The following is a 23,692-nucleotide window of genomic DNA, read 5'->3' as shown; positions in this document are numbered from 1 at the left end:
GGCTACCGTGCACGTATGAGCCAGTCGTCGGTCGACGAACCCGAGGAGACCGCAGGCACCTCAGTCGAGGCACGGCGCGTCGATTGGTTTGAGCTCTTCTTCGACCTGGCCTTCGTCGCCTTCATCACGCAGCTGGCGCACAATCTCCATGGCGCACCGGGGCCGTTCGAGTTCCTGTTGTTCGTCGCGTGGTCGATTCCCGCGTGGTGGGCGTGGACCAACATCATGGTGACTATCAATCCGTTACCCACGCTGCCGGTGCGGCTGCTCGTGCCGGCGTTGCTCGTCTCGATGGGAGTAGTCGGACTCATGGCCGCATCGGTCACCGACAGCGTCGATCGAGCGGGTGCCTTCTCGCTCGCCTGCGCCGCCCTTCGGCTCGTCTTGCTCGTGCTGTGGCTGTACCGCACGACAAGGTCCGGTCGACCAGCTGGGCGGGTGATCCTCTACAACGGCGCTACGGCGGCGATCTGGGTCGCTGCTGCTTTTGTGCCGACGCCGCTCAACTTCGCACTCTGGGCGGGAGCGATCTTGATCGAGGTCGCACTTCTACGGATCGGCCGGCTGTCGAGATCGCGGTCGATTATGGTCGACCCCGCGCACGCCAGCGAACGGCTTGGCCTGTTCATGATCATCTTGATGGGAGAGTCTGTTCTCAGCCTGGTGACCAGCCTCAGTAAAGACTGGACTATTGAATCAGGAATCGCGGCGTTCGTGGGCTTCGCGGCGATCTGTTCACTTGCCGCGGGTTTCTTTCTCTTCGGCATGAACACGATGGAGCAGGGTCTGGCCCGGCTCAGCGACAAGCACGACTTCAGCGGGCTACTCGACACGGTGATGTTTCTTCCGTATCTGCTCGTTATCGGGGTGACCATGTTTGCCGCTGGTCTGTCCACCGTCGTGGCCGCACCGGCAGACGCCCTGCCAACCGGAGCAGCGATCAGCCTGAGCGGAGGCGTCGCGTTGTTTTACCTGACCAACACGATTGTCTCAATTCGCTGGGGTACGCCGCTGCGGCGCCTACTGCGCTGGGCGATCCCTGGTGTTCCCTTGCCCCTGTTGGTTGCGGTCCTGGCGCCGCACATCCCGGCGATCGTCACGTTATGTGTGATCGCCGGGATCGTGCTCGTCATTATCGGCGGGTCAGCAGTAGCCCGCGCACGGACGATGAGCTAGGCGCTCGCGGCGGTGTGCAGCGCGCGCTTGGTAAGCAGCCGGGCGAGGTGCTGACGGTAGTCAGCGTCGGCATGCATGTCCGACGACGGCGAGGTGCCTTCGGCGGCGGACGCCGCTGCGTCTTCTATCGAGGCGCCCGAGGAAAGGGCCTGCTCAGTCGCCGACGCACGAATCACCGTGCCGGCCATGTTGGCCATGGCCACCTTGCCGTCGACCGCGGCGACGGCCACGATCGGCCAGTCGTTCTCGCGCCGGACGAACTTCTCATAGCCCCATCCGACCGACGAGCCGAGCTTGGGCACCCGCACCTCGACGAGCATTTCGTCAGGCTCGAGCACCGTCTCGAAGAAGCCGAGGTAGAAGTCGGCGATCGCGATCTCGCGCTTGCCCTTCGGACCCTGGGCAATCAGCTTGGCGTCGAGCGCGAGCAGCGCGGTCGGGACATCCGAGGCAGAGTCGGCGTGCGCGACGGTGCCGCCAATCGTGCCGCGGTGCCGCACCTGCGGGTCGCCGACAAGTCCGGCGACGTGCGCGAGCAGCGGCACTTCGTCCTTGGCGACTTGCGAGGTGTTGAGCTCGAAATGGCGTGTCGTGGCGCCGATCGCGACCTCGTCACCATCGACCTTCACGTACGACAGGTCGGTCAACCGGGCCACATCGATCAGCACGCCTGGGACGGCCAGGCGCAGCTTCATCAGCGGCAACAGTGAATGGCCACCGGCAATCAGCTTAGCCTCGTCGCCGTGTTCGGTCAGCGCACTCAGCGCCTCGTCGACCGAACCAGCCCGGACGAACTCAAAATTGGATGGAATCATGCCGACACCTCCGATGCGCCTACAGTGCCGGCAGCGGCACCCGCTTCAGCGGCCTTGAGGACCGCCTTGACGATGTTGTGGTAGCCGGTGCACCGGCACAGGTTGCCTTCCAGACCCTCACGGACCTCACGGTCGGTCGGGTGTGGGTTGTCCTTGAGGAGTCCGATCGAGGCCATCACCATGCCCGGCGTGCAGAAACCGCACTGCAGGCCGTGCTCGGAATGGAAAGCCGCGGGAACCGGGTGCATTGCGCCGTCCTTGCCGGACAGCCCTTCGAGCGTGGTGACCTCGGACCCGTCGGCCTGCGCGGCGAGCACCGTGCACGACTTGACGGTCAGCCCGTCCACGATGACCGTGCAGGCACCACACGAGGTCGTGTCACAGCCGATGTTGGTCGCTCGGAGCCCGACGACCTCGCGCAAATAATGCACGAGCAGCAGTCGCGGCTCTACGTCGTCAGTGCGTGACTGACCGTTGACGGTCATGGAGACCTGCATTAGGAGTCCTTCCGATCGGTTCCGGCATTGTTACCTGCCTGGTTGATCGCCTTCCACACGCGCATCGCGCTAGTTGGCATATCGATATGTCGTACACCGAGGTACGACACGGCATCGACGACCGCGTTTTGCACTGCCGGGGTGGAGCCGATCGTGCCCGCCTCGCCGATGCCCTTGGCGCCGAGCGGGTTGACCGGCGTCACCGTCTCCATTTCCACCAGCTCGAAGCTCGGGAGCTCAGTGGCCGACACGAACGGGTAGTCCGCGAGCGTGGAGGTCAATGGGTTGCCGTCCGGGTCGTAGAGGATCTCCTCCAGCAGTGCCTGCGCGACGCCCTGGGCATATCCGCCGTGTCGCTGGCCCTCGGCCAACAGTGGGTTGAGAATCGTGCCCGCGTCGTCGACGGCGATCAGCCGTTGCACGTGAGCCTTGCCCGACTCGACGTCGACCTCGACCACCGCGAGATGCGCGCCGAACGGGAACGTCGGCACACCGGCGTCGAAGATCGTATCGATCATCAGCTCCTCTTTTTCGGCGAGCGAGGCGAAGCTGACGGTCGATCCCGGGGTGCCCTTCACGGACAGTCCCATGTTGGCCTTGTCGATGACGAGGTCTTCCGGGTTGGCTTCGAGGATGTCGGCGGCACGCTTGCGCGCCTCCTCGATCAGCTCGATGGCCGCCTTGTGCACCGCCGCACCGCCTTGTTGGAGGCTGCGCGAGCCCATTGTGCCGCCACCGGCCGGGATCAGATCTGTGTCGCCATGGATGACCGTGATCTTGTCCATCGGAATTCCGAGCTGGTCGTTGACGAGCATCGAGTACGCCGTGTCGTGGCCCTGTCCGTGCGGCGAGGTGCCTGTGAGGACCGTTGCCGACCCATCCTTGTGGATCTCGAGCTTGGCGTGCTCCAGCGCACCGGCGCCATTGTCGGCGCCGGTGATCTCGACGTACACCGACATCCCGAGACCGAGTTGCTTGACGTCGCCGCGGTCGCGGCGGGCTTGCTGTTCCTTGCGCAGGTCCGCGTATCCAGCGGCATCGAGCACCTTGTCCAGCGCGGCCTGGTAGTCGCCGCTGTCGTACGTGGCGCCCATCGGCGTGGTGTGCGGCTCGGTGAACTTCGGCAGGAGGTTCTTGCGGCGTACGTCGGCCGGGTCCATCCCGATCTCGGCGGCGAACAGGTCGATCGCCCGCTCGACCGCGGCCGTCGCCTCGGGCCGCCCGGCGCCGCGGTAGGCACCGGTTGACGTCGTGTTGGTCAGTACGACTTGCGCCTTGGCGTGCACCTTGGGGAAGGCGTAGACACCCGGAGCCATCAGCATCGTGAGGTTGGGTAGCACCACGCCAATGCGCGGGTACGCACCGCCCTCCTGGATGACCTCGATGCTGTATGCCTCGACCTTGCCATCCTTGCTGCCGCCGATCCGGACGACCTGATGCTGGCCGCGTCCGTGGACCATGCCGACGAGGTTTTCCGAGCGGTTCTCAGCCCAGCGGACCGGCCGGCCGACGATCTTGGCGATCCACGCAATAAGTGCAAACTCGGGATCGGCGCCGATCTTGGCGCCGAAACCGCCGCCAACGTCGGGGGTGACAACTCGGATTGTCTCCGGCTCGATCCCCAGCCAGCCGGCGATCTGGCCTTTCACCTGCTGGGCCCCTTGGTTGGAGCAGAAGATCGTGACCCGCCCGTCGTCGCCCCAAGCCGCGGCCGCGGCGCGCGTCTCCAACGGAGCAGCGGCCACCCGCTGGTTGACGATCGGCTGCGTGACGACAACCTCGCAGCCTTCGAAGAAGTCCTCTGGCCGGTCCGCGCCGAACGTGGCCGCGATATTGCTGCCGGCATCCGGGAACAGGACCGTCTCGTCCTTGATCGCGTCCTCCACCGTAACCACGGCGGGTAGCGGCTCGATGTCGACAGCGACCATTTCCGCGGCGTCTTCGCCCTGGTAGCGCTCCTCGGTGAGTACGACGGCAACGGGGTCGCCGACAAATTGCACGACGTCGTCGACAAGCCATTGGTGCACGATCGACTCGTGGATGAATGGGAACCCGTGCGGCATCGGGCTGAGGTCTTTGAGATCGGCCGCGGTGATGACCGCGACGACGCCAGGTGCGGCCAGCGCGTCGGAGGTGTCGACCGACAAGACCTTGCCGTGCGCGACCTGCGAGCGCACGATCGTGGCGTGCAGTGCTCCGGTGAGGCGCTCATCGACAAGGTCGTCGGTATAGGTCGCGCCCTGCGTCAGAAACTTGGGGTCCTCTTTACGGACTACGCGTGTCCCCAGAATGCTCATTCCATCAACTCCCGCTGTTGATTGCGTGTTTAGGCTGGCGTGATGATGTGACTGGCCAAACTCGTGTCAGCATATGGTCGCGCTCACAGCGCCGCCAACTAAGGCATCACTAACCAAATGGCGTTCAAATAGCAAGATCGGGCGCGACAAGATCGAGCAGCCGCGCGCTCACTTTCGCGCCTGCGGACACCCTGCCTGCTCAGCGCCGATCCTGCGGACCAATTGACATCATTGACCTGCTTTTACGAAACAATGAACGGCGCGGCATGGCCGATAACGGCCGTACTTCTTTGTCTGGATACGCCAGACTGAAGGTATGGCTTCCTCATCGAATCCCTCCGGTCATATCTACGACGACGGCTGGACCGCCGTCGAGCAGTACCTGAGCGACACCGTCGTGCGCCCCGATCACGCGTTGATCGATGGTGTACGGCGAGCGCGCGAGGCAGGCATGCCGGCAATCGAGGTCGCGCCAACGGCCGGCAAATTCCTCATGCTGCTGGCCAAGATCGGCCTCGCGAAACGCGTCCTCGAAGTCGGCACGCTCGCCGGGTTCAGCACGACTTGGCTGGCTCGCGGTGTCGGCGAGCACGGCCACGTCATCACCTGTGAACGCGAGCAGCTGCACGCGGACCTCGCGCGCGCCAATGTCGACCGAGCCGGTGTCGGATCCCGCGTCGACATTCGCGTAGGTCCGGCGACAGACACACTCCGGCAGCTCGTTGAAGCCGGCGCGGAACCGTTCGATCTGGTATTCATCGATGCCGACAAACCGAACAACCTCAACTATCTGACCGCCGCCCTCCAGCTGACTCGCTCAGGCAGCGTCATCGTGCTCGACAACGTCGTATGGGACGGCCGCGTCGTCGATGCGGACTCCGCGGATCCGAATGTGCGCGCCATCCGCGAGTCGCTCGAGTTCATCGGCACCAGCGCGGACCTGGACGCGACCGCTGTCCAGACCGTCAGCAGTAAGGGCTGGGACGGCTTCGCGATCGCGGTCGTTAAGTAATTCCATACCCGCCGCTACCTCAGAGTCGCTCGTACCTGCTCCACGCCCCGGTTGGCGAGCTCATCGGCACGCTCATTGCCAGGATCCCCGGAGTGGCCCTTGACCCATTTCCAGGTGATCTGATGCCGCGCGACCTCGTCGTCGAGCGCCCTCCAGAGATCGGCGTTCTTCACCGGAGCCTTCGCGCTGGTTCGCCAGCCGTTGCGTTTCCATCCGGCGACCCACTTCGTGATGCCGTTCATGACGTAGGTCGAGTCCACGTGCAGGGTGACCGTGCACGGCTTCGTCAACGCCCGCAGGCCTTCGATGACGGCGGTGAGCTCCATCCGGTTATTGGTCGTATCCGCTTCGCCGCCGAACAGCTCTTTGCGATGCTCGCCCGAATGCAGCCACACTCCCCACCCCCCGACTCCCGGGTTGCCCTTGCAGGCGCCATCGGTCCAAATTTCAACGCTGCTCACGACGCCATCCTCACAGTGTGAATTCATTACCTGGATCGCACAGATGTGCTGTTCGGCAGCGATATTTCGCCGCCGACGTTGCGCAATCACACATTTGTGTGCGGTTGCGAGGTTACGGATCGCCTGAAGGTCAGGGGGCGGCCGGGCGGACGTGTACGACGTCACCGGCGCTGACCGCCTGCACCCCGTCGCTTGTCTCGACGACCAGCCGCCCCTCTGCGTCCACGTCGCGAGCGACCCCGCGCATCGGCGTATCGCGACCGGGCAGCGCGACCGTTACGTCCAGACCGATGGTGCCGCACGCCGCGCGGTACGCCGAGGCAAGTTCGAAGCCGCCGGGGTCGGCGTACCACTGCGAATAACGGCGGGCGAATCCGTCAAGCAATCGGACCAGTACGTCGGTGCGGTCGATCGCGACACCGGGCAGCTCCAGAGCCACCGAGGTGCCGGTGGACGGTAACTCGTCCGCGCTCTCGAGCACATTGAGCCCGCAGCCGATGACGACCGCGGGCGCCGTACCCGAGGTCGCGCCGGCAGCCTGGGCGAGAATCCCGCAGCATTTGCGCCGATCGGTGCCCGCTTGTACGTCGTTCGGCCACTTGAGGGCGGCGTCGATCCCGAGGCCGCGCAGCGCGTCGTACACGCCGAGCCCGGTGACCAGTGGGAGCCATCCCCACTGGGCGGTCGCTATCGCCCCGGGACGCAGCAGAAAGGACACTGCCAGCCCGCGGGACGGCGGCGCGGTCCACGCCCGATCGAGCCGGCCACGGCCGGCCACCTGGCTCTCGGTCACCAGCACGGTGCCCTCCGGGGCGCCCTCGGACGCAATGGCCAGCAGGTCTGTGTTCGTCGAGCCCGTTTCGGCGACCACGTCGATATTGGTCCAAAACGGGTGCCATGCGGCGTACTGTGCGAGCGCCACGGACCGCAGTGGCTGAGGCGCGTGTTGAGGCATGTCAGAAGAGATCACACACTGCACAGTAGTGAAAGAACCCACCGCGCCGTCCCCCGCGAGTTCGCCAACCGTTAAAGTGCATTCTCGTGACCGATACGTCAAATTCGCAGCCGCAGATCGATATCCACACCAGCGCCGGCAAACTTGCCGACCTGCAGCGTCGTAACGACGACGCCGTACACGCAGGTTCTGCGCGGGCAGTTGAGAAGCAACACGCCAAGGGCAAGAAGACCGCACGTGAGCGTATCGACATGCTCCTCGACGAGGGGTCGTTCCAAGCGCTCGACGAGTTCGCCCGGCACCGGTCGACCAGCTTCGGCCAGGAGAAAAACCGTCCGTACGGCGACGGCGTCGTCACCGGCTACGGCACGATCGACGGCCGCCAGGTGTGCGTTTTCGCGCAGGATTTCACCGTCTTCGGCGGGTCTCTCGGGCAGGTGTTCGGGGAGAAGATCGTCAAGGTCATGGACCTAGCCATGAAGATCGGCTGCCCGGTCATCGGCATCAACGACTCCGGGGGCGCGCGGATCCAGGAAGGCGTCGTCTCGCTCGGCCTGTACGGCGAGATTTTCCTGCGCAACGTGCATGCCTCCGGCGTCATCCCGCAAATCTCGCTCATCATGGGCCCGTGCGCGGGTGGCGCGGTCTACTCACCCGCCATCACCGACTTCACCGTCATGGTCGACCAGACCTCGCACATGTTCATCACCGGCCCGGACGTCATCAAGACGGTCACCGGTGAAGACGTCGGCATGGAAGAACTCGGCGGCGCATACTCGCACAACACCAAGAGCGGCGTCGCGCACTACATGGGCGACGACGAGGAAGACGCGATCGAGTACGTCAAGTCGCTTGTCTCCTACCTGCCGAGCAACAACCTCGACGAGGTGCCGTCCTTCGACGTCGAGGCGGACCTCGAAATCACCGCCGACGACCTCGAGCTCGACACGCTCATCCCCGACTCGGCCAACCAGCCTTACGACATGCACACCGTTATCGAGCACATCGTCGACGACGCAGACTTCCTTGAGACCCAGCCGATGTTCGCACCCAACATCATTACCGGCTTCGGCCGTGTAGAGGGTCGCAGCGTCGGCATCATCGGCAACCAACCGATGCAGTTCGCCGGTTGCCTGGACATCGCGGCAAGTGAAAAAGCCGCCCGCTTCGTGCGCACCTGCGACGCGTTCAACGTGCCGGTCATCACGTTCGTCGACGTACCCGGGTTCCTCCCCGGTACGACGCAAGAGTGGGACGGCATCATCCGCCGCGGCGCCAAGCTCATCTTCGCGTACGCCGAGGCGACGGTCCCCAAGATCACGATCATCACGCGCAAGGCGTACGGCGGCGCGTACGACGTCATGGGCTCCAAGCACCTCGGCGCGGACATCAACCTCGCCTGGCCGACCGCGCAGATCGCCGTCATGGGCGCCTCCGGAGCGGTCAACATCCTTTACCGCAAGGAGCTCGCCAAGGCGGCCGAACGCGGCGAGGACGTCGAGGCGGCCCGCCAGAAGTTCGTCAATTACTACGAGGACACGCTCGCGAATCCCTACCAGGCGGCCGAACGCGGCTACGTCGATGCCGTGATCGCGCCGAGCGAGACCCGCACCCAGGTCGTCCGGGCGATGCGCGCGCTGAAGAACAAGCGCCAGACGTTGCCGGCCAAGAAGCACGGAAACATCCCGCTGTGACCGAGGAAGTCACCCCGCACGATGACGCGAGCCCGGCTCCGGGCCCGGCGTTTCGCATCGTGTCGGGCGAGCCGACCGACGAGGAGCTCGCCGCGCTGACCGTCGTACTGCTGGCCGCTGCCTCCGGCGACGAACCTGCTGCACCCAAGCGGGTCGCGGGCAGCTGGGCCGATCCGGCGCACCTCGCTCGAGTACCTGTACGCCACGGAATCGGCGGCTGGCGGGCGGGCGCACTGCCATAATGAGCCGCACTTCTGCCATCAACGTCGTCCTGGCGTCCCGGTCACCCGCCCGGCGCGCGATCCTGCGCGCCGCCGGCATCGATCCCGAGGTTGTCGTCTCGGGCGTCGACGAGGACGCCGTACTCGCGTCGATGGGCGCCGCTTCCCCTGCCCAGCAGGTCATCGGGCTCGCGACCGCCAAGGCGACCGCGGTGGCATCGAAACTCGGCCCGGTCGACGGACCGACCGTCGTGATCGGCTGCGACTCGATGTTCGAGATGGACGGCGAAGTGCGTGGCAAGCCAATCGACGAGGACGACGCGGTACGACGACTGAGCGCGATGCGCGGCAATAGCGGCATCTTGCACACCGGTCACTACGTCGTACGACTCGATGAGGACCGCACTGCACACGGCGCCGCCTCGACCGTCGTACACATCGGCGAGATGAGCGACGACGAGATCGCGGCGTACGTCGACACCGGTGAACCGCTGCAGGTCGCAGGAGCATTCACGATCGACGGGATCGGCGGATGGTTCGTCGACAAGATCGAGGGCGACCACACCAACGTCGTCGGGCTCAGCCTTCCTCTGATGCGCACTTTGCTCGGGCAGGTCGGCATACCGGCGACCGACCTGCTGCACGGCAACCGACGAAGTACTGCTTGATCTCTGGACCACTTGACCACACACATAAGCACGACCGAATGACCACAACATCGAAAGGCCATCCCATGTCAGCCACGCTCAACAAGGTGCTCGTCGCGAACCGCGCCGAAATTGCTGTCCGCGTCATCCGGGCGTGCAAGGACGCCGGCATCGCCAGCGTCGCGGTGTACGCCGAACCAGACCGGGATGCGCCGTTCGTCCGGATGGCCGACGAGGCGTTCGCACTCGGCGGCTCCACCGGCGCGGAGACCTATCTCAATATTGGCAAGATCGTCGACGCCGCGAAACAGTCCGGCGCCGATGCGATCCACCCCGGCTACGGGTTCCTCTCCGAAAACGCCGACTTCGCACAAGCCGTCACCGACGCGGGCATCACCTGGATCGGACCCAGCCCCCAGTCGATCCGCGACCTGGGTGACAAGGTCACCGCGCGGCACATCGCGACCCGCGCGGGCGCGCCGTTGGTGCCCGGCACCAACGACCCGGTCAACGGGCCCGATGAGGTGCTGAAGTTTGCCGAGGAACACGGCCTGCCGGTCGCGATCAAGGCGGCGTTCGGCGGCGGTGGTCGCGGACTCAAAGTTGCCCGCACCATGGAGGAGATCCCTGAGCTGTTCCACTCCGCCGTCCGCGAAGCCGAGGCCGCGTTCGGCCGCGGCGAGTGTTTCGTCGAGCGCTACCTCGACAAGCCACGGCACGTCGAGGCTCAGGTCATCGCCGACCAGCACGGCAACGTGATCGTCGTCGGCACCCGCGACTGCTCCCTCCAACGGCGCCACCAGAAGCTCGTCGAGGAGGCTCCCGCGCCGTTCCTCACAGACGCGCAGCGCGCCGAGATCCATGCCTCAGCCAAGGCGATCTGCAAGGAGGCCGGCTACTACGGCGCCGGCACCGTCGAATACCTCGTCGGCGTGGACGGCACGATCTCCTTCCTCGAGGTCAACACCCGTCTGCAGGTAGAGCACCCGGTCAGCGAGGAGACCTCGGGGCTCGACCTGGTGCGTGAGCAGTTCAAGGTCGCGGTCGGCGAGAAACTGGCGTACGACGAGGACCCCACCCCGCGGGGACACTCCATCGAGTTCCGCATCAACGGTGAGGATGCCGGACGCGGATTCCTGCCCGCGCCAGGCACCGTGACGACGTTTGTCGCGCCAGCCGGCGGCGGCGTACGCGTCGATGCCGGTGTCGAGAGCGGCACCGTCATCGGGGGCCAGTTCGACTCCCTACTCGCCAAGCTCATCGTCACCGGCGCCACCCGCAAAGAGGCGCTCGAACGCTCCCGCCGCGCGCTCGACGAGATGCAGATCGAAGGCATGGCGACGGTGCTCCCCTTCCACCGCGCCGTCGTACGCGACCCGGCATTCACCGCGCTGGATGAAGACGGAACCGAGGGCGACCACTTCAGCGTCCACACTCGGTGGATCGAGACCGAGTGGGACAACCAGATCGAGCCGTTCGAGGCGGCCGCCGATGCACTAGAAGAGTCCGGACCGCGGCAGAACGTCGTTGTCGAGGTCAACGGCCGGCGGGTGCAGGTCTCGCTTCCGGGCGAGCTGACCTTCGGCGGCGGTGGCGGCAAGAAGAAGGCAGCGCCGAAACGCTCTGGCGGCGCCAAGAGTGGCAAGGCGATCTCCGGCGACGCGGTCGCGGCGCCGATGCAGGGCACGATCGTGAAGATTGCGGTCGAAGACGGCCAGCAGGTCTCCAAGGGCGACCTGCTCGTCGTACTCGAGGCAATGAAGATGGAGAACCCGGTCGCCGCGCACAAGGACGGCACCGTGACCGGCCTGTCGTTGGAGGCCGGCCAGACCATCACCCAGGGTTCGGTGCTCTGCGAGATCAAGGACTAGTCCGCGCAACATCGGAGGCGGACGCCGCGTGAGTACGCCGTACCGGCGCCGCGGCGTCTACCTCCTCATCACCGCGCTGGTCGCGATTCTGGCGCTGTCCGGATGTGGGCGGGTCGTCGTACTGGACGGTACGGCGGCGCCGCGCTATCCGCAGCCGGACGCTCCCGACGTGGCAAAGCTGCCAGACCTCCCGGCGTATAAGAACACGCTCACGTGGAGCGAGTTCAAGGACGGCGTCGCAAAGGCGATCTCGACTGGGGTCAAGAACGGCGCCGTCACTGATCACTCCCGGATCGACCAGATCGTCTACAAACTGGCCGACGCCGACCACGACGACCCCGGTGTGCAGGTCGTCATGGCGACCGTGCTCAGTATGGCCAAGACGCAGTCGAAGGCTCCCGCACAAATTGCCGAGTCTGGGCGTTCGGCAGAGGACGGCGCCCTGGCATGGGCGCCGTGCGGCGACGACGGGCTTGAATGCGCCAGCCTCAAAGTGCCGCTCGACTACGACAACCCCGGAGACACGATCGAGATCAAGCTCGATCGATACAAGGCGAAGGACCCGGACAAGCGGATCGGCGTACTTCTCGGCAATCCCGGCGGACCCGGCGGATCCGGGATCGACTTCCTGCCGGCCTGGTACGGCGGGCTCTCCGACGAGATCAAGGATTCCTTCGACGTCGTCTCGTTCGACCCGCGGGGCGTGGGTCAGAGCGATCCTTTCTACTGCGGGCCGGTCTCCGGTAGTTCCGACGTCAACCCGGACCCGAAGACCAAGGCGGAAGAGGACGCGTACACCGAGCAGGCCGGCAAGTTTGCCGATGCGTGTGCGAAGGCGGGCAAGGACATGCTTAAGCACATGGGCACCAAGGACGTGGCGCGTGATGTGGAAAAGATCCGCACCGCGATGGGCGAAGACCAGATCAGCTACGTCGGCTATTCCTACGGCACCGCGATCGGCCAAACGTACGCCAACATGTTTCCGGGCAAGGTCCGCGCGTTCGTGCTCGACGGCGTGATGAACACCGCGGTGACCAAGCAGCAGCTGTCGTCGGCTCAGACGGCCGCCTTCGACAAGGCCCTACGCCGTTTTTCGGGTAGCTGCGAAAAGGTGTGCACGGGGCTCGCGCAGTACCTCACGACCAAGCTCCAAGATGACAACATCGAGTCGAAGTACCTCAGCAGCTCGGACTACGTCGACCAGACCTACCTCAATATCGGCATCAGCGCCGCGCTGTACTCCGCCAAACGCTGGCCGTACCTCGCCTGGGCGCTGCGTGAGGCGGCGGCCGACAGCGACGGCACACTGCTCGCGTTATCGGTGGATGACTACACCGGGCGGAGCATCTTCTCCGGCGAATACACGTCCAACGGCGACGACTCGTTCAGTGCGGTCATGTGCCGCGATTTCGCGACGTCCTCACTCGACGACGCCTACGCGATGTCCCGCTCAGACAATCGCCTGCATCCGGTGTTCGCCAACCGGCCGGACGTCATCTGCAACGAATGGCCCGTACCTCCGGACCCGCTAGGCGCGCTGACCTGGCCGAAAGGCACTCCGGTACTTCTCGTGAGTACAACCGGCGACCCCGCCACGCCGCACGAGATGGGTAAGTCTGTCGCCGCGCGCAACCCGAGCGCCGTACTTCTCACTCACGACGGTGACGGCCACACGGCGTACTCCAATGGCGACAGCTGCATCGACGACAAAGTCAACAAGTTCCTTCTCGACGTCAAAGCGCCAAAGAAGGGCACCGTCTGCAAATAGTCGGCGTTTAGGACAGGTCGTCGTGCGCCACCAGCTGCCGCGCCGCTTCGGTAATCGAGCCGGTAAAGCTGGGATATATTGCCAAAGTAGACGCAATCTGGGAGACAGTCAGGTTGTTTTGGACGGCCATCGTAATGGGCAAGATGAGCTCTGAGGCGTACGGCGCGACAATCACGCCGCCGATGACGGCGCCCGTCTGCGGCCGGCAGAACAGCTTGACGAAGCCGTCGGTCAGTCCGGCCATCTTCGCGCGGGGCCCGGTGCCGAGCGGCAACATCACCGACCGCACATCCATCGCCTTGTCGACAATGGTGCGTTCGCCGATACCGACCGTGGCGATCTCCGGATGGGTGAAGATGTTGGAGGAAACGGTCTTGAGCTTGAGCGGCTGCACGGCTTCACCCAGCGCGTGCGCCATCGCGATCCGGCCCTGCATGGCCGCGACGGACGCCAACATCAGCAGTCCGGTGCAGTCCCCTGCGGCGTAGATCCCCGGCACGTTGGTGCGTGAGACGCGGTCGACGGAGACGAACCCGCCCTTGTCCGTTTCGACGCCGGACTCGGCCAGCCCGAGACCCTTGGTGTTGGGGACCGAACCCACCGTCATCAGACAGTGCGAGCCTTCGACGACGCGGCCATCCTCCAGGTCGACGCGTACGCCGTCCCCGGTGTTGACGACTGTCGACGCGCGGCCGTTGTTCATGACCTTCATCCCGCGACGAGTGAATACGTCCTCGATAAGCTGCGCGGCATCGCCATCCTCGTGCGGCAGCACTCGGTCGCGGCTCGAGATCAGGGTCACCTCGACGCCCATCTCGTTGTAGGCACTGGCGAACTCCGCACCGGTCACGCCCGAACCGATGACGATCAGGTGATCTGGCAGCTTCGGCAGGTCGTAGACATCGCGCCAGGTGAGTATCCGCTCCCCGTCCGGCTCGGCACCCGGCACGATCCGCGGAGAGGCACCGGTAGCCATCAGTACGACGTCGGCGTGCTCGGTCCAGGAGTCGCCGTGCTCGGGACTGATTTCCACTTTGTGCCGTCCCCGGTCGCCCGCTCCACCGAGGCGGGCCGAGCCGTGCACCAGGTTCACGCCGGACTTCTCCAGCGCCGCCTTGATGTCGGCGGACTGTGCGGCAGCGAGGTCCTTCACATGCTTGTGCAGGACCGGTACGTCGATGACGACCTTCGAGTCACCCTCGACCGCCACCCCGCGCAACTGAGCGTTGCGGGCGTTGGTCATCACCTCGCTGCTGGCGATGAACGTCTTAGACGGCACACAGTCGTACAGCACACAAGCGCCGCCGGCGACATCGCGGTCGATCAGCGTGACGTGGGCGCCGAGGCCTTCGGCAACCAGCGCCGGCTCGTACCCGGCTGGGCCGCCGCCGATGATCACAATGTTCGTCAAGGTGTGCTTCTTTCACGAGGAGTGCGTTGCATCGGCAATTTTGCCATGTCCGCAGCGCTCCTGCCTCGACATGTCTGGTGATCCGTCACGTATGTCCCGCGATCCGTCACGAATGTCCCGCGATCCGTCACGAATGTCGCGCGATCCGTCACTCCGGCGCCGAACGTTCGACTCTGGTCATCTTTAAAGCGGGCTAACCACGGCGGTGACGCCTGCGGTCGATATCGGCGTTCCGTCGGCAAAAACCGGTGCTCCGTCACCCGCGCAGAGTGCATGAGCGGGAGACTAGCCAGTTGGCAAAGATGTCGGTGAGGTGAGGGAGCCGATCGCGGTGTGCGCGAGCACGCGGGCGCCGATCAGGATCGCGCGTTCGTCAGCGACGAATGTGCCCTGGTGCAGGTCTGACATCGGCCCGGAGCCGGGATACACCCCGATCCGGCCCATCCCGACCGGCGCGTAGTCGGCGTACCAGCCGAAGTCCTCGCCTCCCATGCTCTGCTCCGGCATGTACACGCTGTCGTCACCGACGACCCCGGCCATCGCCGTACGTAGCAGGGAAAACGACGTTACGTCGTTGTCGACCGGTGGTACGCCGCGGCGGTAGTCGATCTTCACCGATGCCCGCGTCAGCGCCGCGACCTCGTCCACGAGCCGGCGTACGGCGTCTTCGGCGGCCGTCCATCCAGCGCGAGTGAGCGTGCGTACGGTGCCTCGCAGGACACCTTCGGACGGGATCGCGTTGGGCGCGCTGCCGGCCTCGATCGCACCGAAGACGACGCTGAGCCCATCACGAGGATCCACGGACCGGGAGGTCAAGCCCGGAACCGTCGTCACGATCCGGGCGAGCGCGTCGACGAGGTCCACCGACAGGTGCGGGCGCGCGGTGTGCCCGCCCGGCCCGCTCAGGTGTATCTCGACCAGGTCGCAGGCCGCGGTGATGGCGCCGAGCCGGGTGCCGGCCTGACCGACCTTGACCTGCGGCTCACAGTGCAGCGCGAATACTCGCTCGAGACCGTCGAGGATCCCGTTCGCAATGACCATGTGCGCGCCGCCGAGGGTTTCCTCCGCCGGCTGGAAGATAACCCGGACCCGTCCCGGTAGCTCAGGAGCCTGTGCCAGCGCGAGCGCCGCACCCATCGCGAACGCGGCGTGCATATCGTGCCCGCACGCGTGTGAGCGCCCGTCGATCCGCGACGCGAACGGCAGATTCGTCAGCTCTTGCAGAGGGAGCGCGTCTATATCGGCCCGCAGTCCGACGATCCGCGGCCCTTGCCCGATGTCGACGGCCAGGCCGTTGCCGCCGCGGAACCGTTGTGGCGACAGCCCGGCCTCCAGCAGCCGGCGTTCGATCAGGTCCGTGGTGTGCGGTACGTCGATGCCAAGCTCGGGATGAGCATGGATCTGGCGACGTAATTCGATGAGCTGACGCTCGTGCGTGCGCAGCCAACCGTCAATCGAGGCGAGCCACCCGCTCATGCCGGCTTCAGGCCGTTGCGCATCTCGCCGACCAGGCTGTCCACGACCGCGGTCAGGTCGCCGTCGTTCTCTTTCGCGACGTCGCGCTGGCGCTGGTAGCTTGCGCCGACCTCAAGGATCTGCAGCACGAACTCGAGCTGCTCGACACAGTCAAGCCGTTTAGCGGTCGGCATGAGCTCCTCGACCAAGTCTGAGATCGCCTCGCGCACCGGACGAACCGTGCCCTTGTCGTCGACGACGATGTCCGCGTCCAGGCCGAACCGAGCCGCGCGCCACTTGTTCTCCCGCACGATCCATGTTTTGGGCGCCGGAAGCGTGTAGCCCCGGTCCAGCTCGCGGTCGAACTGCTCGACCAGGCACTGCGCGATCGCCGCCACCGCGCCGATCTCGTCAAGCGTCGGGATGCCGTCGCAGATTCGAAGCTCGACCGTCCCGAAGTCCGGATGCGGCCGGATATCCCACCAGACCTCACTGATCGTGTCGATGGCGCCCGCCGAGATGAGCGTCTCCATATAGACCTCGAACTCGTCCCAGTCCGCCAGTTGGTAGGGCAAGCCTGCGGTAGGTAGCGACTCGAAGACCTTGGAACGCGCCGATGCAAGGCCGGTATCGTCGCCCGTCCAGTACGGCGATGACGCGGACAGTGCGAGAAAATGCGGGATGTACTGCTGCAGAGCGTTGACGATCGGCATGACCTTGTCACTGGACCGTACGCCGACGTGGACGTGCACCCCAAAGATCTGCAACCGGCGCGCGAGCCACTGCATGTCCTCGACTAGTTGCGAGTAGCGCTCCTTCGGACTGATCAACTGCGAATTCCAGTCCGTAAAGGGATGCGTGCCGGCACACATCAACGCGAGCCCGCGCTTTTCGGCCGCCGCAGCAACCACCCGCACGGTCTGCGCCAAGTCCTGCTGCGCCTCAGAGACCGTCTGGCAGATTCCAGTGATGACCTCAACGGTGGACTGCATGAGCTCAAGCTTCGCTTTGGGAAGTTCGTCGTCCCCCGCCGGCGAGATCTCATCGAGGATGTCGACGGCGCCTGAGGTGAGTTCGCGCGTCTTGACATCGACGAGCTGTAACTCCCACTCAATGCCCAGACTTGAGCGTTCGGAAGGGTTAAATGGGATCTGCACCACGGAAGTTTCGCACGTTTAGGATGGACATCAAAATGCCGCCGAGGTGGCACCGGGACCCAGATGCCCATCGTCGAACTAGGCGAACCCTTAGATAACCCTTGAGAAAGTTGTAGATGTCCGACGACCGGGAAAACCGCCCAACCGTGCCGCCCACTGGCGGCGCGGCTTCGTCGGTCGATCCGGCCGGTACGCCGCACCTACAACAGACTCCGCCCGGGCACCTGCACGAGTCTCAGGCGACCGGCACCCACGCCGTACCTGCGCCGCTCCCTACCGCGACCTCCACCGGCGATGGGCAGAAGCTACTAGCCGGGCGCTACCGCCTAGAAAGCCTCCTGGGCCGTGGCTCCATGGGTGCAGTCTGGCGGGCCCACGATGTCATCCTGCGCCGGTCGGTCGCGGTCAAGGAGGTCATCCTTCCGCCGACACAGACGAAAGAGGAAAACGACGTCGCCCGGGAACGGGCGCTGCGCGAAGCGCGCGCGATCGCCGCGCTTTCGCATCCCAACGTGGTCACGTTGTTTGACGTAGTCGAGGAAGACGGCAGGCCATGGGTCGTCATGGAGCTCGTGCCGGCGCTGAGCCTCGCGCAGATCATTCACGACAAGGGGCCTCTGGAGCCGGCCGAGACGGCCCGGATCGGGTTGGCAGTGCTGGGTGCGCTAGACGCGGCACACCAGGTCGGGATTACGCACCGGGACGTCAAGCCCGGAAACATCCTGGTGTCCGACGACGGTCGCATCAAGCTCGCGGACTTCGGCATTTCGCGCAAGGTCGATGAGTCACAGCTGACGCGGACCGGCTTGATGGTCGGCTCCCCGTCGTACATCGCGCCCGAGGTGGCCCGGGGCAAGGAGGCGGGCCGGCCGGCCGATATCTGGGGACTCGGCGCGACGATGCACTGCGCCGTGGAAGGTACGCCGCCGTTCGATCTTGGCGACCCGGTCGCGACCTTGACCGCCGTCGTCGGCGACCCGCCTCGGCCCGCGCCGCATGCAGGACCCTTGGGTCCGATCCTGGCGAGCACCCTCATCAAGGACCCGCGTGAGCGGATCAAAACAGACGACCTTCGCGAGGCACTCGCCGCGGTGGCTAGTCGGCGGTCGCGTCCGTCGCAGCAGACACGCACCGCGGCGCCCATCCTGCCGCCCGGCGCACCGCGCGGGGGACCTTCCAGCGGGCGACCGGCACAGCCAGTGCCGCCGCGCCCGACGCCCGGTCCTGAATCCGCACCGAATCCACGAGCCCAGGGCGGCACCCGAACGATGGGGGCCGTGGGAGCCGGCGGCACGTCCGTACGGCCGGCGATGAGCCGGCCGGCGCCGCGATCGGGCGCGCCGTACCAGCAGCCTCTACGATCAGGTCCCCCGTCCCATCCACATCCCGGCGGCACCGGCATCCATCCCTCAGCTGCGCCACTCCCGCAACCGCCACGCTCGACCAACCGGCGAAAGGTCATCGGAGCCGCGATTGCTGCGATACTGATCGTCGCGATCGCGGCCGCAGTCACCGTGTTTGTGATGAACCGAGATTCCGGCAAATCCACTGGTTCCACCGGTCCCGGTGGTTCCGCTGGCTCGTCGAGCCAGAGCGCGTCGATGTCCACGCCTTCCGCCTCACCCGCGCAGATCAGCAACGGTGTCGCCACCGGGTCGGTCGTCGTCGATGGCCAGGCGCACAGCTTCAGCTTCGACATACCCGATAAGTGGGTCGTCGAGTCCACCGACTCGAGCCGCGCCGACTATGTCGACAGCAAAGGCCCCGACAAGGCGAACAAGCAGACCAAGATCACTATCATCGCCGACCCGCTCGCCAAGGGCGGATCCGTCGTTACGACCGTCCAGGACAAGATGTCGCAAACCGGTTCGCCGGCTCAATTGCCCGATTACCAGAAGCTCAAGTTTCAAACCACCACAGACGACCGGGTGCTCTGGGAGTACGAAAACACGCTCGACGGCAAGCCGCGTCACGGATATCTCTACGCGGTCGGTGACGGCGAGGTCGTATGGCAGGTGATCCTCTCCGGCCCGTCGAACAACGGCGCAAAGCTCGCGGACCTGGCAAATAGCGTGAAGGACAGCTTCCAGCCGAAGTAGCACGAGGGCAGATCGCCGAGTCTCGGTACGATTTCGTCGCACACCGAAGCCGAACGCCAAGGGAGATCTTATGAATAGCAGCGGCATTGGTCATCGGGACCTCGAAGCGGTCGTGACCGCCGCGAAAGCCTGGATCGCTGACGACCCGGACTCGGAAAGTCGCGATGAAATGACCACGCTGCTAGACAAGCTGCCCGACGACGCCGTCGCAGCCGACCTCGCCGACCGGTTCTCCGGGCCGCTTACCTTCGGCACCGCCGGGCTTCGCGGACCCCTGCGCGCCGGGCCGAACGGGATGAACCGAGCGGTCGTCTGCCGCGCCGCTGCCGGCTTGGCGGCGTATCTCAACGCGATTGATGCGACCGGGCCGGTCGTCATCGGGTACGACGCGCGCTATGGCAGCAAGCAGTTCGCCTACGACACAGCGCAAATCGTCGTCGGGTCCGGCCGCGAGGCAAAGGTGATGCCGCGCGAGCTGCCGACACCGCTGCTGGCGTTCGCGGTCGGCCACTTCAACGCGGCAGCGGGCGTCATGGTCACCGCGAGCCACAATCCCCCGCAAGATAACGGCTACAAGGTCTACCTCGGCGGTGACGAGGGGCGCAACGCGCAGATCGTGCCGCCGGCCGACGTTGGGATATCGGACGCGATTGCATCCGTCGGCAAGGTCGCGGATATTCCCCGCGGCGGTGGCTTCGAGGTGGTCGACGACGCTATCGTGACGGCGTACCTCTCACGGGCCGCCGGCGTACTCGACCCCGCTACCTCGCGCGACGTCACCGCCGTATCTACGGCGCTACACGGTGTCGGCGGCCCCCTGCTCGGCGCTGCATTCGAGGCCGCCGGCTTCGCCGCCCCAACCCCGGTCGCCGCCCAGCAGACACCCAATCCAGACTTCCCGGGGCTCGCTTTCCCCAACCCGGAGGAAAAGAACGTCATGGACGAGGTCGTCGCGTTAGCACAGCGCGACAATGCGGATATCGCCATCGCTAACGACCCGGACGCCGATCGGTGCGCCATCGCCGTACCGATGCGGGACGGCTGGCGTGCCCTACGCGGTGACGAGCTCGGCGTACTCCTCGCCGACCACCTGATCCGGCGCGGCGAAAAAGGCACCTACGCAACGACAATCGTGTCCTCGTCGCTGCTCGGGGTGCTTTGCAAGGCTCGCGGCGTACCGTACGCCGAGACGCTGACCGGCTTCAAATGGATCGTCCGCGGACCGGACTCGACCGGCGTACCGCTGCGCTTTGGTTATGAGGAAGCGATCGGCTATTGCGTCGACCCGTTGTCGGTCAACGACAAGGACGGCATCACCGCGGCACTTGTCGCCGCCGAGCTCATCGGCGTACTCAAAGCCTCCGGTCAGTCCGTCCAGGATCGGCTGGACGAGATCTACACCGAGTTCGGGCACTACAAGACCGACCAGATCTCGGTGCGCGTCGAGGACTTGACGATCATCAGCGACACGATGCGGCGGCTGCGCGACGACCTGCCGACGAGGCTCGGCGACTGGGATGTCGTGACCGAAGACATCCTGCCGCAGACAGATGCGCTTATCGTGCGCGGGGACGGCGTACGAGTCGTGATCCGTCCGAGTGGTACCGAGCCAAAACTCAAGGCATACCTGGAAATCGTCGTACCGCCCACCGGTGACGCCACCGCCGACGCCGCGACCGCCGCTGACCAGATGACAACGCTACGGACCGCAGTCGAGTCTCTCGTCAACTGATCTGACCCGTAAAGGGCGACCAATGGCGATCAGCATCACGGCGTACGGCCGGCGAGGGTGTCGCGCGGATGCGTAGAGCACTCTGCGCAGAACTGATACCTAAGATCCCCGAACGCGTGGCAATGTTCCGCGAACTGATCGCCAGCGGGGGCACCTTCCCAGATCTGACTAAGCAGTCCGCGGCCGAAATCGAGATATGGCTGGAGATCGAAGCACACGGCGAATACTACGAGATCCTCGACCCGAACGAGGAGGTCCCTGAAGCATATGTGAATGCACCGTGGGCGGCCGTCGCAGTCGATCTCGGCCTGTATCTCGGCGAGTCGCTGCATGGCAGCGAACGGGACGCCTCGTGGTCGTTCTATCGCGGCGGCTCGCGCGAACTGGAGCACTTAACCCCAGCGATGACGGCGGTTATCCGCGGACAACTCTGGACGCTTCGCTACGTCGCCTACGGTGCAATGGTCATGCGCCGTGCCGCCATCCTCGGAGAGGTCGGAGCCCCCTGACCATTTTTCTCGATCCGGGAAATACCTACACGGGCACAAAACACCCGTCTCGTTGAGACACCTCAATGAAGATTCGGCGCCGCGATCACGTTGTGTGGCGACGTGGGCCTGGTACTGGTTAGTCCCACCAGAAGAACCACGTCGGGCTGTCGATGAGATCGTCGATCATCATCTCAATCGGGTTGTCGAAGTTATAGGTGTCGCCGCAAAGCATTGCGAACTCGGCTAGCAGGCCGCGCACGGTTGCTCGGTGTGCGGTGGCCCGCCCACATCGACACCGAGCGCCTCCCGACCTACGGAGGTGATGAGGGCGCCGAACCGGTCTTCCCAGGATCGGAGCATGACCGATACGTCGGTACCGGTGAGACTCCAGTTGGGTGCGCCGAGCCACCCGATCCGCGCCGGCACGTCCGCGGGCCGGGGACCTGTACGCCGGGGGTGTACCGGTCGAAGTAGGGGTGCATTTCCCGGTGAAGTGGCCCTCGGCACTGGTGACGGTCTGTTCACCGGGTTCGCCGTCGAAAGGGTCGGCGGGATCATCGTCGCCGCACACGGCGAGGATCGGCCACAGTCCGGTCTCGGTGAAGTTCTGCGCGAACGTGGTCCATAACCGCGACTGCGTGTCCGGCTCAACGACTTCGTTCGTGACCCAAGCCAGCGGTCGGGTGTCGTCCGAATCTGGTCTATGCGGGCGTCATAAATTTGCTGCCCGGGTGGGACGGCGATACCGGCGATCTGGGTTGCCGACCCGGATGGCACAACCGCGTTGACGCGAGCCACTGTTTGGCGTTGTCGCTAGCCATACACCCACCAATCCTTCAGAAACGCCATGTAGCGCCATTCCCCAGCGCGTTCAGGCAAGGGCCGCAAGTTCGTTATCACCGAGTTGGTACCCGAAAACGACCCAGGAGTCTCCGATTGCATACGACAACGGCATGCCAGGCTGGGTGATTAGATCCAGATACTGACCGCGGAAGTTGTTGTCCGAAAAGGTACGAATATAGGCGATGTTGCCACTCGGGATCGTGCAGCGACCGGCGTCAATCGAGATCACGACCTTCTCGGGTATGACTTCCCCACATCCGACCTTTGCGGCGAGATCCGCGACAGAGTCGGTCGCGTCGACGGGATTCGGGCTGCTTGCCGGCGCCGGCGAGGACTTCCGGGCGGAATCAGCGTTGACGCTGCTTCCGGTGGTACACGCGGCATTACAACCCAGTATTAGCAGACCAGCCGCGCCAGACGACAGCAACTGTCGAACCTTGTTTCGCGATTTGTTTGGTGAATACTCCACCATCGCACAGTAATGGGCTTGTCGAAGGTTCATTATTCAAACCCCTTCTTGAAGTGCGCCATAGGCACAGATCTGGGGTGTCCGCGTGGGCCGAGTTCGACCTCTCATAGCCCCATGCGGCGGCGTTCTCGCGCTACTCGATCCCAACGGTGCCGGCAAGACGCGCACAGTCGACATGAGCCGGGAATGTCCCAGCGCCGCGACGTCCTTGCCCTGCGGGAGAGCGGCGAGTCGACGAGGCTCAGCCGCGTTTCGGGGTTCGTGTGTAGAGGATGGGCGCTATAGACGCCCGTTGTCTACACACGAGATCCGCGCTCACGCTCCGGCGGGAGCGCTGCGTTTCTATGCGACGGCTACGACGTCGGATTGTTGCAGGTCGAGGTGCTCGGCGTTGTCCAGGAGAGCATCGGCCGCGGTCCGGCCACCACCGGCCTCACCACCCCAGGTCGGTCGGATCGCGTCGGCGTACGGGTGTTCCATGTCGGTGACATCCGCGATCAGATCAGCTAGCAGTGCCCGTTCTCCATACCGGGTCTCGTTCTCCACGTCATAGGCGATGGTGCGGGTGGTCTGTGCGGCGGTGATGCGCTGTCCACCGATCCGGGTGAACGTCCACCGGTC

General features: G+C 65.1%; 23 protein-coding genes. 11 read left to right on the top strand and 12 right to left on the bottom strand.

Going from position 1 to position 23,692, the window contains the following annotated elements:
- Window positions 1-15: 15 nt before the first annotated feature.
- Window positions 16-1,176: a low temperature requirement protein A gene (locus CLV47_RS19810; protein ID WP_170111178.1), complete on the top strand. Its 1,161-nt coding sequence runs from the start codon at window positions 16-18 to the stop codon at window positions 1,174-1,176.
- On the opposite strand, the gene CLV47_RS19805 is transcribed toward CLV47_RS19810, so the two are convergent.
- The 3 genes from CLV47_RS19805 to CLV47_RS19795 are packed head-to-tail and all read right to left on the bottom strand — an operon-like array spanning window position 1,173 to window position 4,785.
- Entirely contained in the window at window positions 1,173-1,991 is an 819-nt protein-coding gene (locus tag CLV47_RS19805) for an FAD binding domain-containing protein (protein ID WP_106350859.1), read from the bottom strand. The two genes, CLV47_RS19810 and CLV47_RS19805, sit on opposite strands and share 4 nt — an antisense overlap.
- Window positions 1,988-2,488, bottom strand: a complete 501-nt coding sequence (locus CLV47_RS19800) for a (2Fe-2S)-binding protein (RefSeq protein ID WP_106350858.1) — start codon at window positions 2,486-2,488, stop codon at window positions 1,988-1,990. The genes CLV47_RS19805 and CLV47_RS19800 overlap by 4 nt, the downstream gene beginning before the upstream one ends.
- Window positions 2,488-4,785, bottom strand: a complete 2,298-nt coding sequence (locus CLV47_RS19795; protein ID WP_106350857.1) for a xanthine dehydrogenase family protein molybdopterin-binding subunit — start codon at window positions 4,783-4,785, stop codon at window positions 2,488-2,490. Before CLV47_RS19795 ends, CLV47_RS19800 begins: the two co-directional genes overlap by 1 nt.
- Before the next feature lie 316 nt (window positions 4,786-5,101).
- Here CLV47_RS19795 and CLV47_RS19790 point away from each other — a divergent pair, with 316 nt between their 5' ends.
- Window positions 5,102-5,797, top strand: coding sequence for an O-methyltransferase (locus CLV47_RS19790; RefSeq protein ID WP_106350856.1), 696 nt, complete (start codon window positions 5,102-5,104; stop codon window positions 5,795-5,797).
- A 14-nt stretch (window positions 5,798-5,811) separates the two neighbouring features.
- On the opposite strand, the gene rnhA is transcribed toward CLV47_RS19790, so the two are convergent.
- Both rnhA and CLV47_RS19780 read right to left on the bottom strand, forming a co-directional pair.
- Entirely contained in the window at window positions 5,812-6,258 is a 447-nt protein-coding gene (gene rnhA / locus CLV47_RS19785; RefSeq protein ID WP_238145530.1) for a ribonuclease HI, read from the bottom strand.
- A gap of 130 nt (window positions 6,259-6,388) precedes the next feature.
- On the bottom strand, window positions 6,389-7,228 hold the full coding sequence (locus tag CLV47_RS19780; RefSeq protein ID WP_202862708.1) for a biotin--[acetyl-CoA-carboxylase] ligase: 840 nt from the start codon (window positions 7,226-7,228) through the stop codon (window positions 6,389-6,391).
- Between the two features lie 71 nt (window positions 7,229-7,299).
- On the opposite strand from CLV47_RS19780, the gene CLV47_RS19775 reads away from it, so the two are divergent.
- The 5 genes from CLV47_RS19775 (at window position 7,300) to CLV47_RS19755 (ending at window position 13,414) form a co-directional block, all read left to right on the top strand.
- Window positions 7,300-8,907 carry an acyl-CoA carboxylase subunit beta gene (locus CLV47_RS19775; protein WP_106350854.1) on the top strand — a complete coding sequence of 536 codons (1,608 nt, stop codon included), beginning with the start codon at window positions 7,300-7,302 and terminating at the stop codon, window positions 8,905-8,907.
- Entirely contained in the window at window positions 8,904-9,149 is a 246-nt protein-coding gene (locus tag CLV47_RS19770) for an acyl-CoA carboxylase subunit epsilon (RefSeq protein ID WP_106350853.1), read from the top strand. The genes CLV47_RS19775 and CLV47_RS19770 overlap by 4 nt, the downstream gene beginning before the upstream one ends.
- A complete protein-coding gene (locus CLV47_RS19765) occupies window positions 9,149-9,796 on the top strand; it encodes a nucleoside triphosphate pyrophosphatase (RefSeq protein WP_106350852.1) in 648 nt (215 codons plus the stop codon). The genes CLV47_RS19770 and CLV47_RS19765 overlap by 1 nt, the downstream gene beginning before the upstream one ends.
- Window positions 9,797-9,861: 65 nt before the next feature.
- The gene (locus tag CLV47_RS19760; RefSeq protein WP_177557576.1) at window positions 9,862-11,646 is read left to right on the top strand and encodes an acetyl/propionyl/methylcrotonyl-CoA carboxylase subunit alpha; all 1,785 of its coding nucleotides are present in this window, start codon (window positions 9,862-9,864) and stop codon (window positions 11,644-11,646) included.
- 28 nt (window positions 11,647-11,674) lie between these two features.
- Window positions 11,675-13,414 carry an alpha/beta hydrolase gene (locus CLV47_RS19755; protein WP_106350850.1) on the top strand — a complete coding sequence of 580 codons (1,740 nt, stop codon included), beginning with the start codon at window positions 11,675-11,677 and terminating at the stop codon, window positions 13,412-13,414.
- A gap of 7 nt (window positions 13,415-13,421) precedes the next feature.
- Here CLV47_RS19755 and CLV47_RS19750 read toward each other — a convergent pair whose 3' ends face one another.
- The 3 genes from CLV47_RS19750 to CLV47_RS19740 form a co-directional block, all read right to left on the bottom strand.
- Complete coding sequence (locus CLV47_RS19750; protein ID WP_106350849.1) at window positions 13,422-14,825, bottom strand: NAD(P)H-quinone dehydrogenase; 1,404 nt, start codon at window positions 14,823-14,825, stop codon at window positions 13,422-13,424.
- Between the two features lie 285 nt (window positions 14,826-15,110).
- Window positions 15,111-16,301 carry an amidohydrolase gene (locus CLV47_RS19745; protein ID WP_106350848.1) on the bottom strand — a complete coding sequence of 397 codons (1,191 nt, stop codon included), beginning with the start codon at window positions 16,299-16,301 and terminating at the stop codon, window positions 15,111-15,113.
- Entirely contained in the window at window positions 16,298-17,437 is a 1,140-nt protein-coding gene (locus CLV47_RS19740) for a glutamate--cysteine ligase (protein WP_106350882.1), read from the bottom strand. Before CLV47_RS19740 ends, CLV47_RS19745 begins: the two co-directional genes overlap by 4 nt.
- Window positions 17,438-17,553: 116 nt before the next feature.
- On the opposite strand from CLV47_RS19740, the gene CLV47_RS19735 reads away from it, so the two are divergent.
- From CLV47_RS19735 to CLV47_RS19725, 3 genes are all read left to right on the top strand, one after another.
- The gene (locus CLV47_RS19735) at window positions 17,554-19,536 is read left to right on the top strand and encodes a serine/threonine-protein kinase (protein ID WP_106350847.1); all 1,983 of its coding nucleotides are present in this window, start codon (window positions 17,554-17,556) and stop codon (window positions 19,534-19,536) included.
- A 70-nt stretch (window positions 19,537-19,606) separates the two neighbouring features.
- Window positions 19,607-21,268 carry a phospho-sugar mutase gene (locus tag CLV47_RS19730; RefSeq protein ID WP_106350846.1) on the top strand — a complete coding sequence of 554 codons (1,662 nt, stop codon included), beginning with the start codon at window positions 19,607-19,609 and terminating at the stop codon, window positions 21,266-21,268.
- A 68-nt stretch (window positions 21,269-21,336) separates the two neighbouring features.
- Window positions 21,337-21,777: a hypothetical protein gene (locus tag CLV47_RS19725; RefSeq protein ID WP_146135463.1), complete on the top strand. Its 441-nt coding sequence runs from the start codon at window positions 21,337-21,339 to the stop codon at window positions 21,775-21,777.
- Between the two features lie 118 nt (window positions 21,778-21,895).
- Here CLV47_RS19725 and CLV47_RS22635 read toward each other — a convergent pair whose 3' ends face one another.
- Together CLV47_RS22635 and CLV47_RS22810 are read right to left on the bottom strand one after the other, a co-directional pair.
- Window positions 21,896-22,018, bottom strand: a complete 123-nt coding sequence (locus tag CLV47_RS22635) for a hypothetical protein (RefSeq protein WP_272946813.1) — start codon at window positions 22,016-22,018, stop codon at window positions 21,896-21,898.
- Window positions 22,003-22,185: a DUF4253 domain-containing protein gene (locus CLV47_RS22810; RefSeq protein WP_202862707.1), complete on the bottom strand. Its 183-nt coding sequence runs from the start codon at window positions 22,183-22,185 to the stop codon at window positions 22,003-22,005. The genes CLV47_RS22635 and CLV47_RS22810 overlap by 16 nt, the downstream gene beginning before the upstream one ends.
- On the opposite strand from CLV47_RS22810, the gene CLV47_RS22360 reads away from it, so the two are divergent.
- Window positions 22,118-22,387, top strand: a complete 270-nt coding sequence (locus tag CLV47_RS22360) for a hypothetical protein (protein ID WP_202862710.1) — start codon at window positions 22,118-22,120, stop codon at window positions 22,385-22,387. The genes CLV47_RS22810 and CLV47_RS22360 overlap by 68 nt on opposite strands.
- Window positions 22,388-22,630: 243 nt before the next feature.
- Here the strand turns inward: CLV47_RS22360 and CLV47_RS19715 are convergent, their stop codons facing one another.
- Together CLV47_RS19715 and CLV47_RS22170 are read right to left on the bottom strand one after the other, a co-directional pair.
- Window positions 22,631-23,029 (bottom strand): hypothetical protein, encoded by a 399-nt coding sequence (locus CLV47_RS19715; RefSeq protein WP_146135462.1) that lies wholly within the window; start codon window positions 23,027-23,029, stop codon window positions 22,631-22,633.
- 384 nt (window positions 23,030-23,413) lie between these two features.
- On the bottom strand, window positions 23,414-23,692 hold a 279-nt coding region (locus CLV47_RS22170), incomplete at its 5' end, for a hypothetical protein (protein WP_170111177.1).

Source organism: Antricoccus suffuscus (assembly GCF_003003235.1).
Lineage (GTDB): Bacteria > Actinomycetota > Actinomycetes > Mycobacteriales > Antricoccaceae > Antricoccus > Antricoccus suffuscus.
Note: the sequence above shows the minus strand (reverse complement) of the source record. Positions and strands in the feature narration are given on the sequence as shown.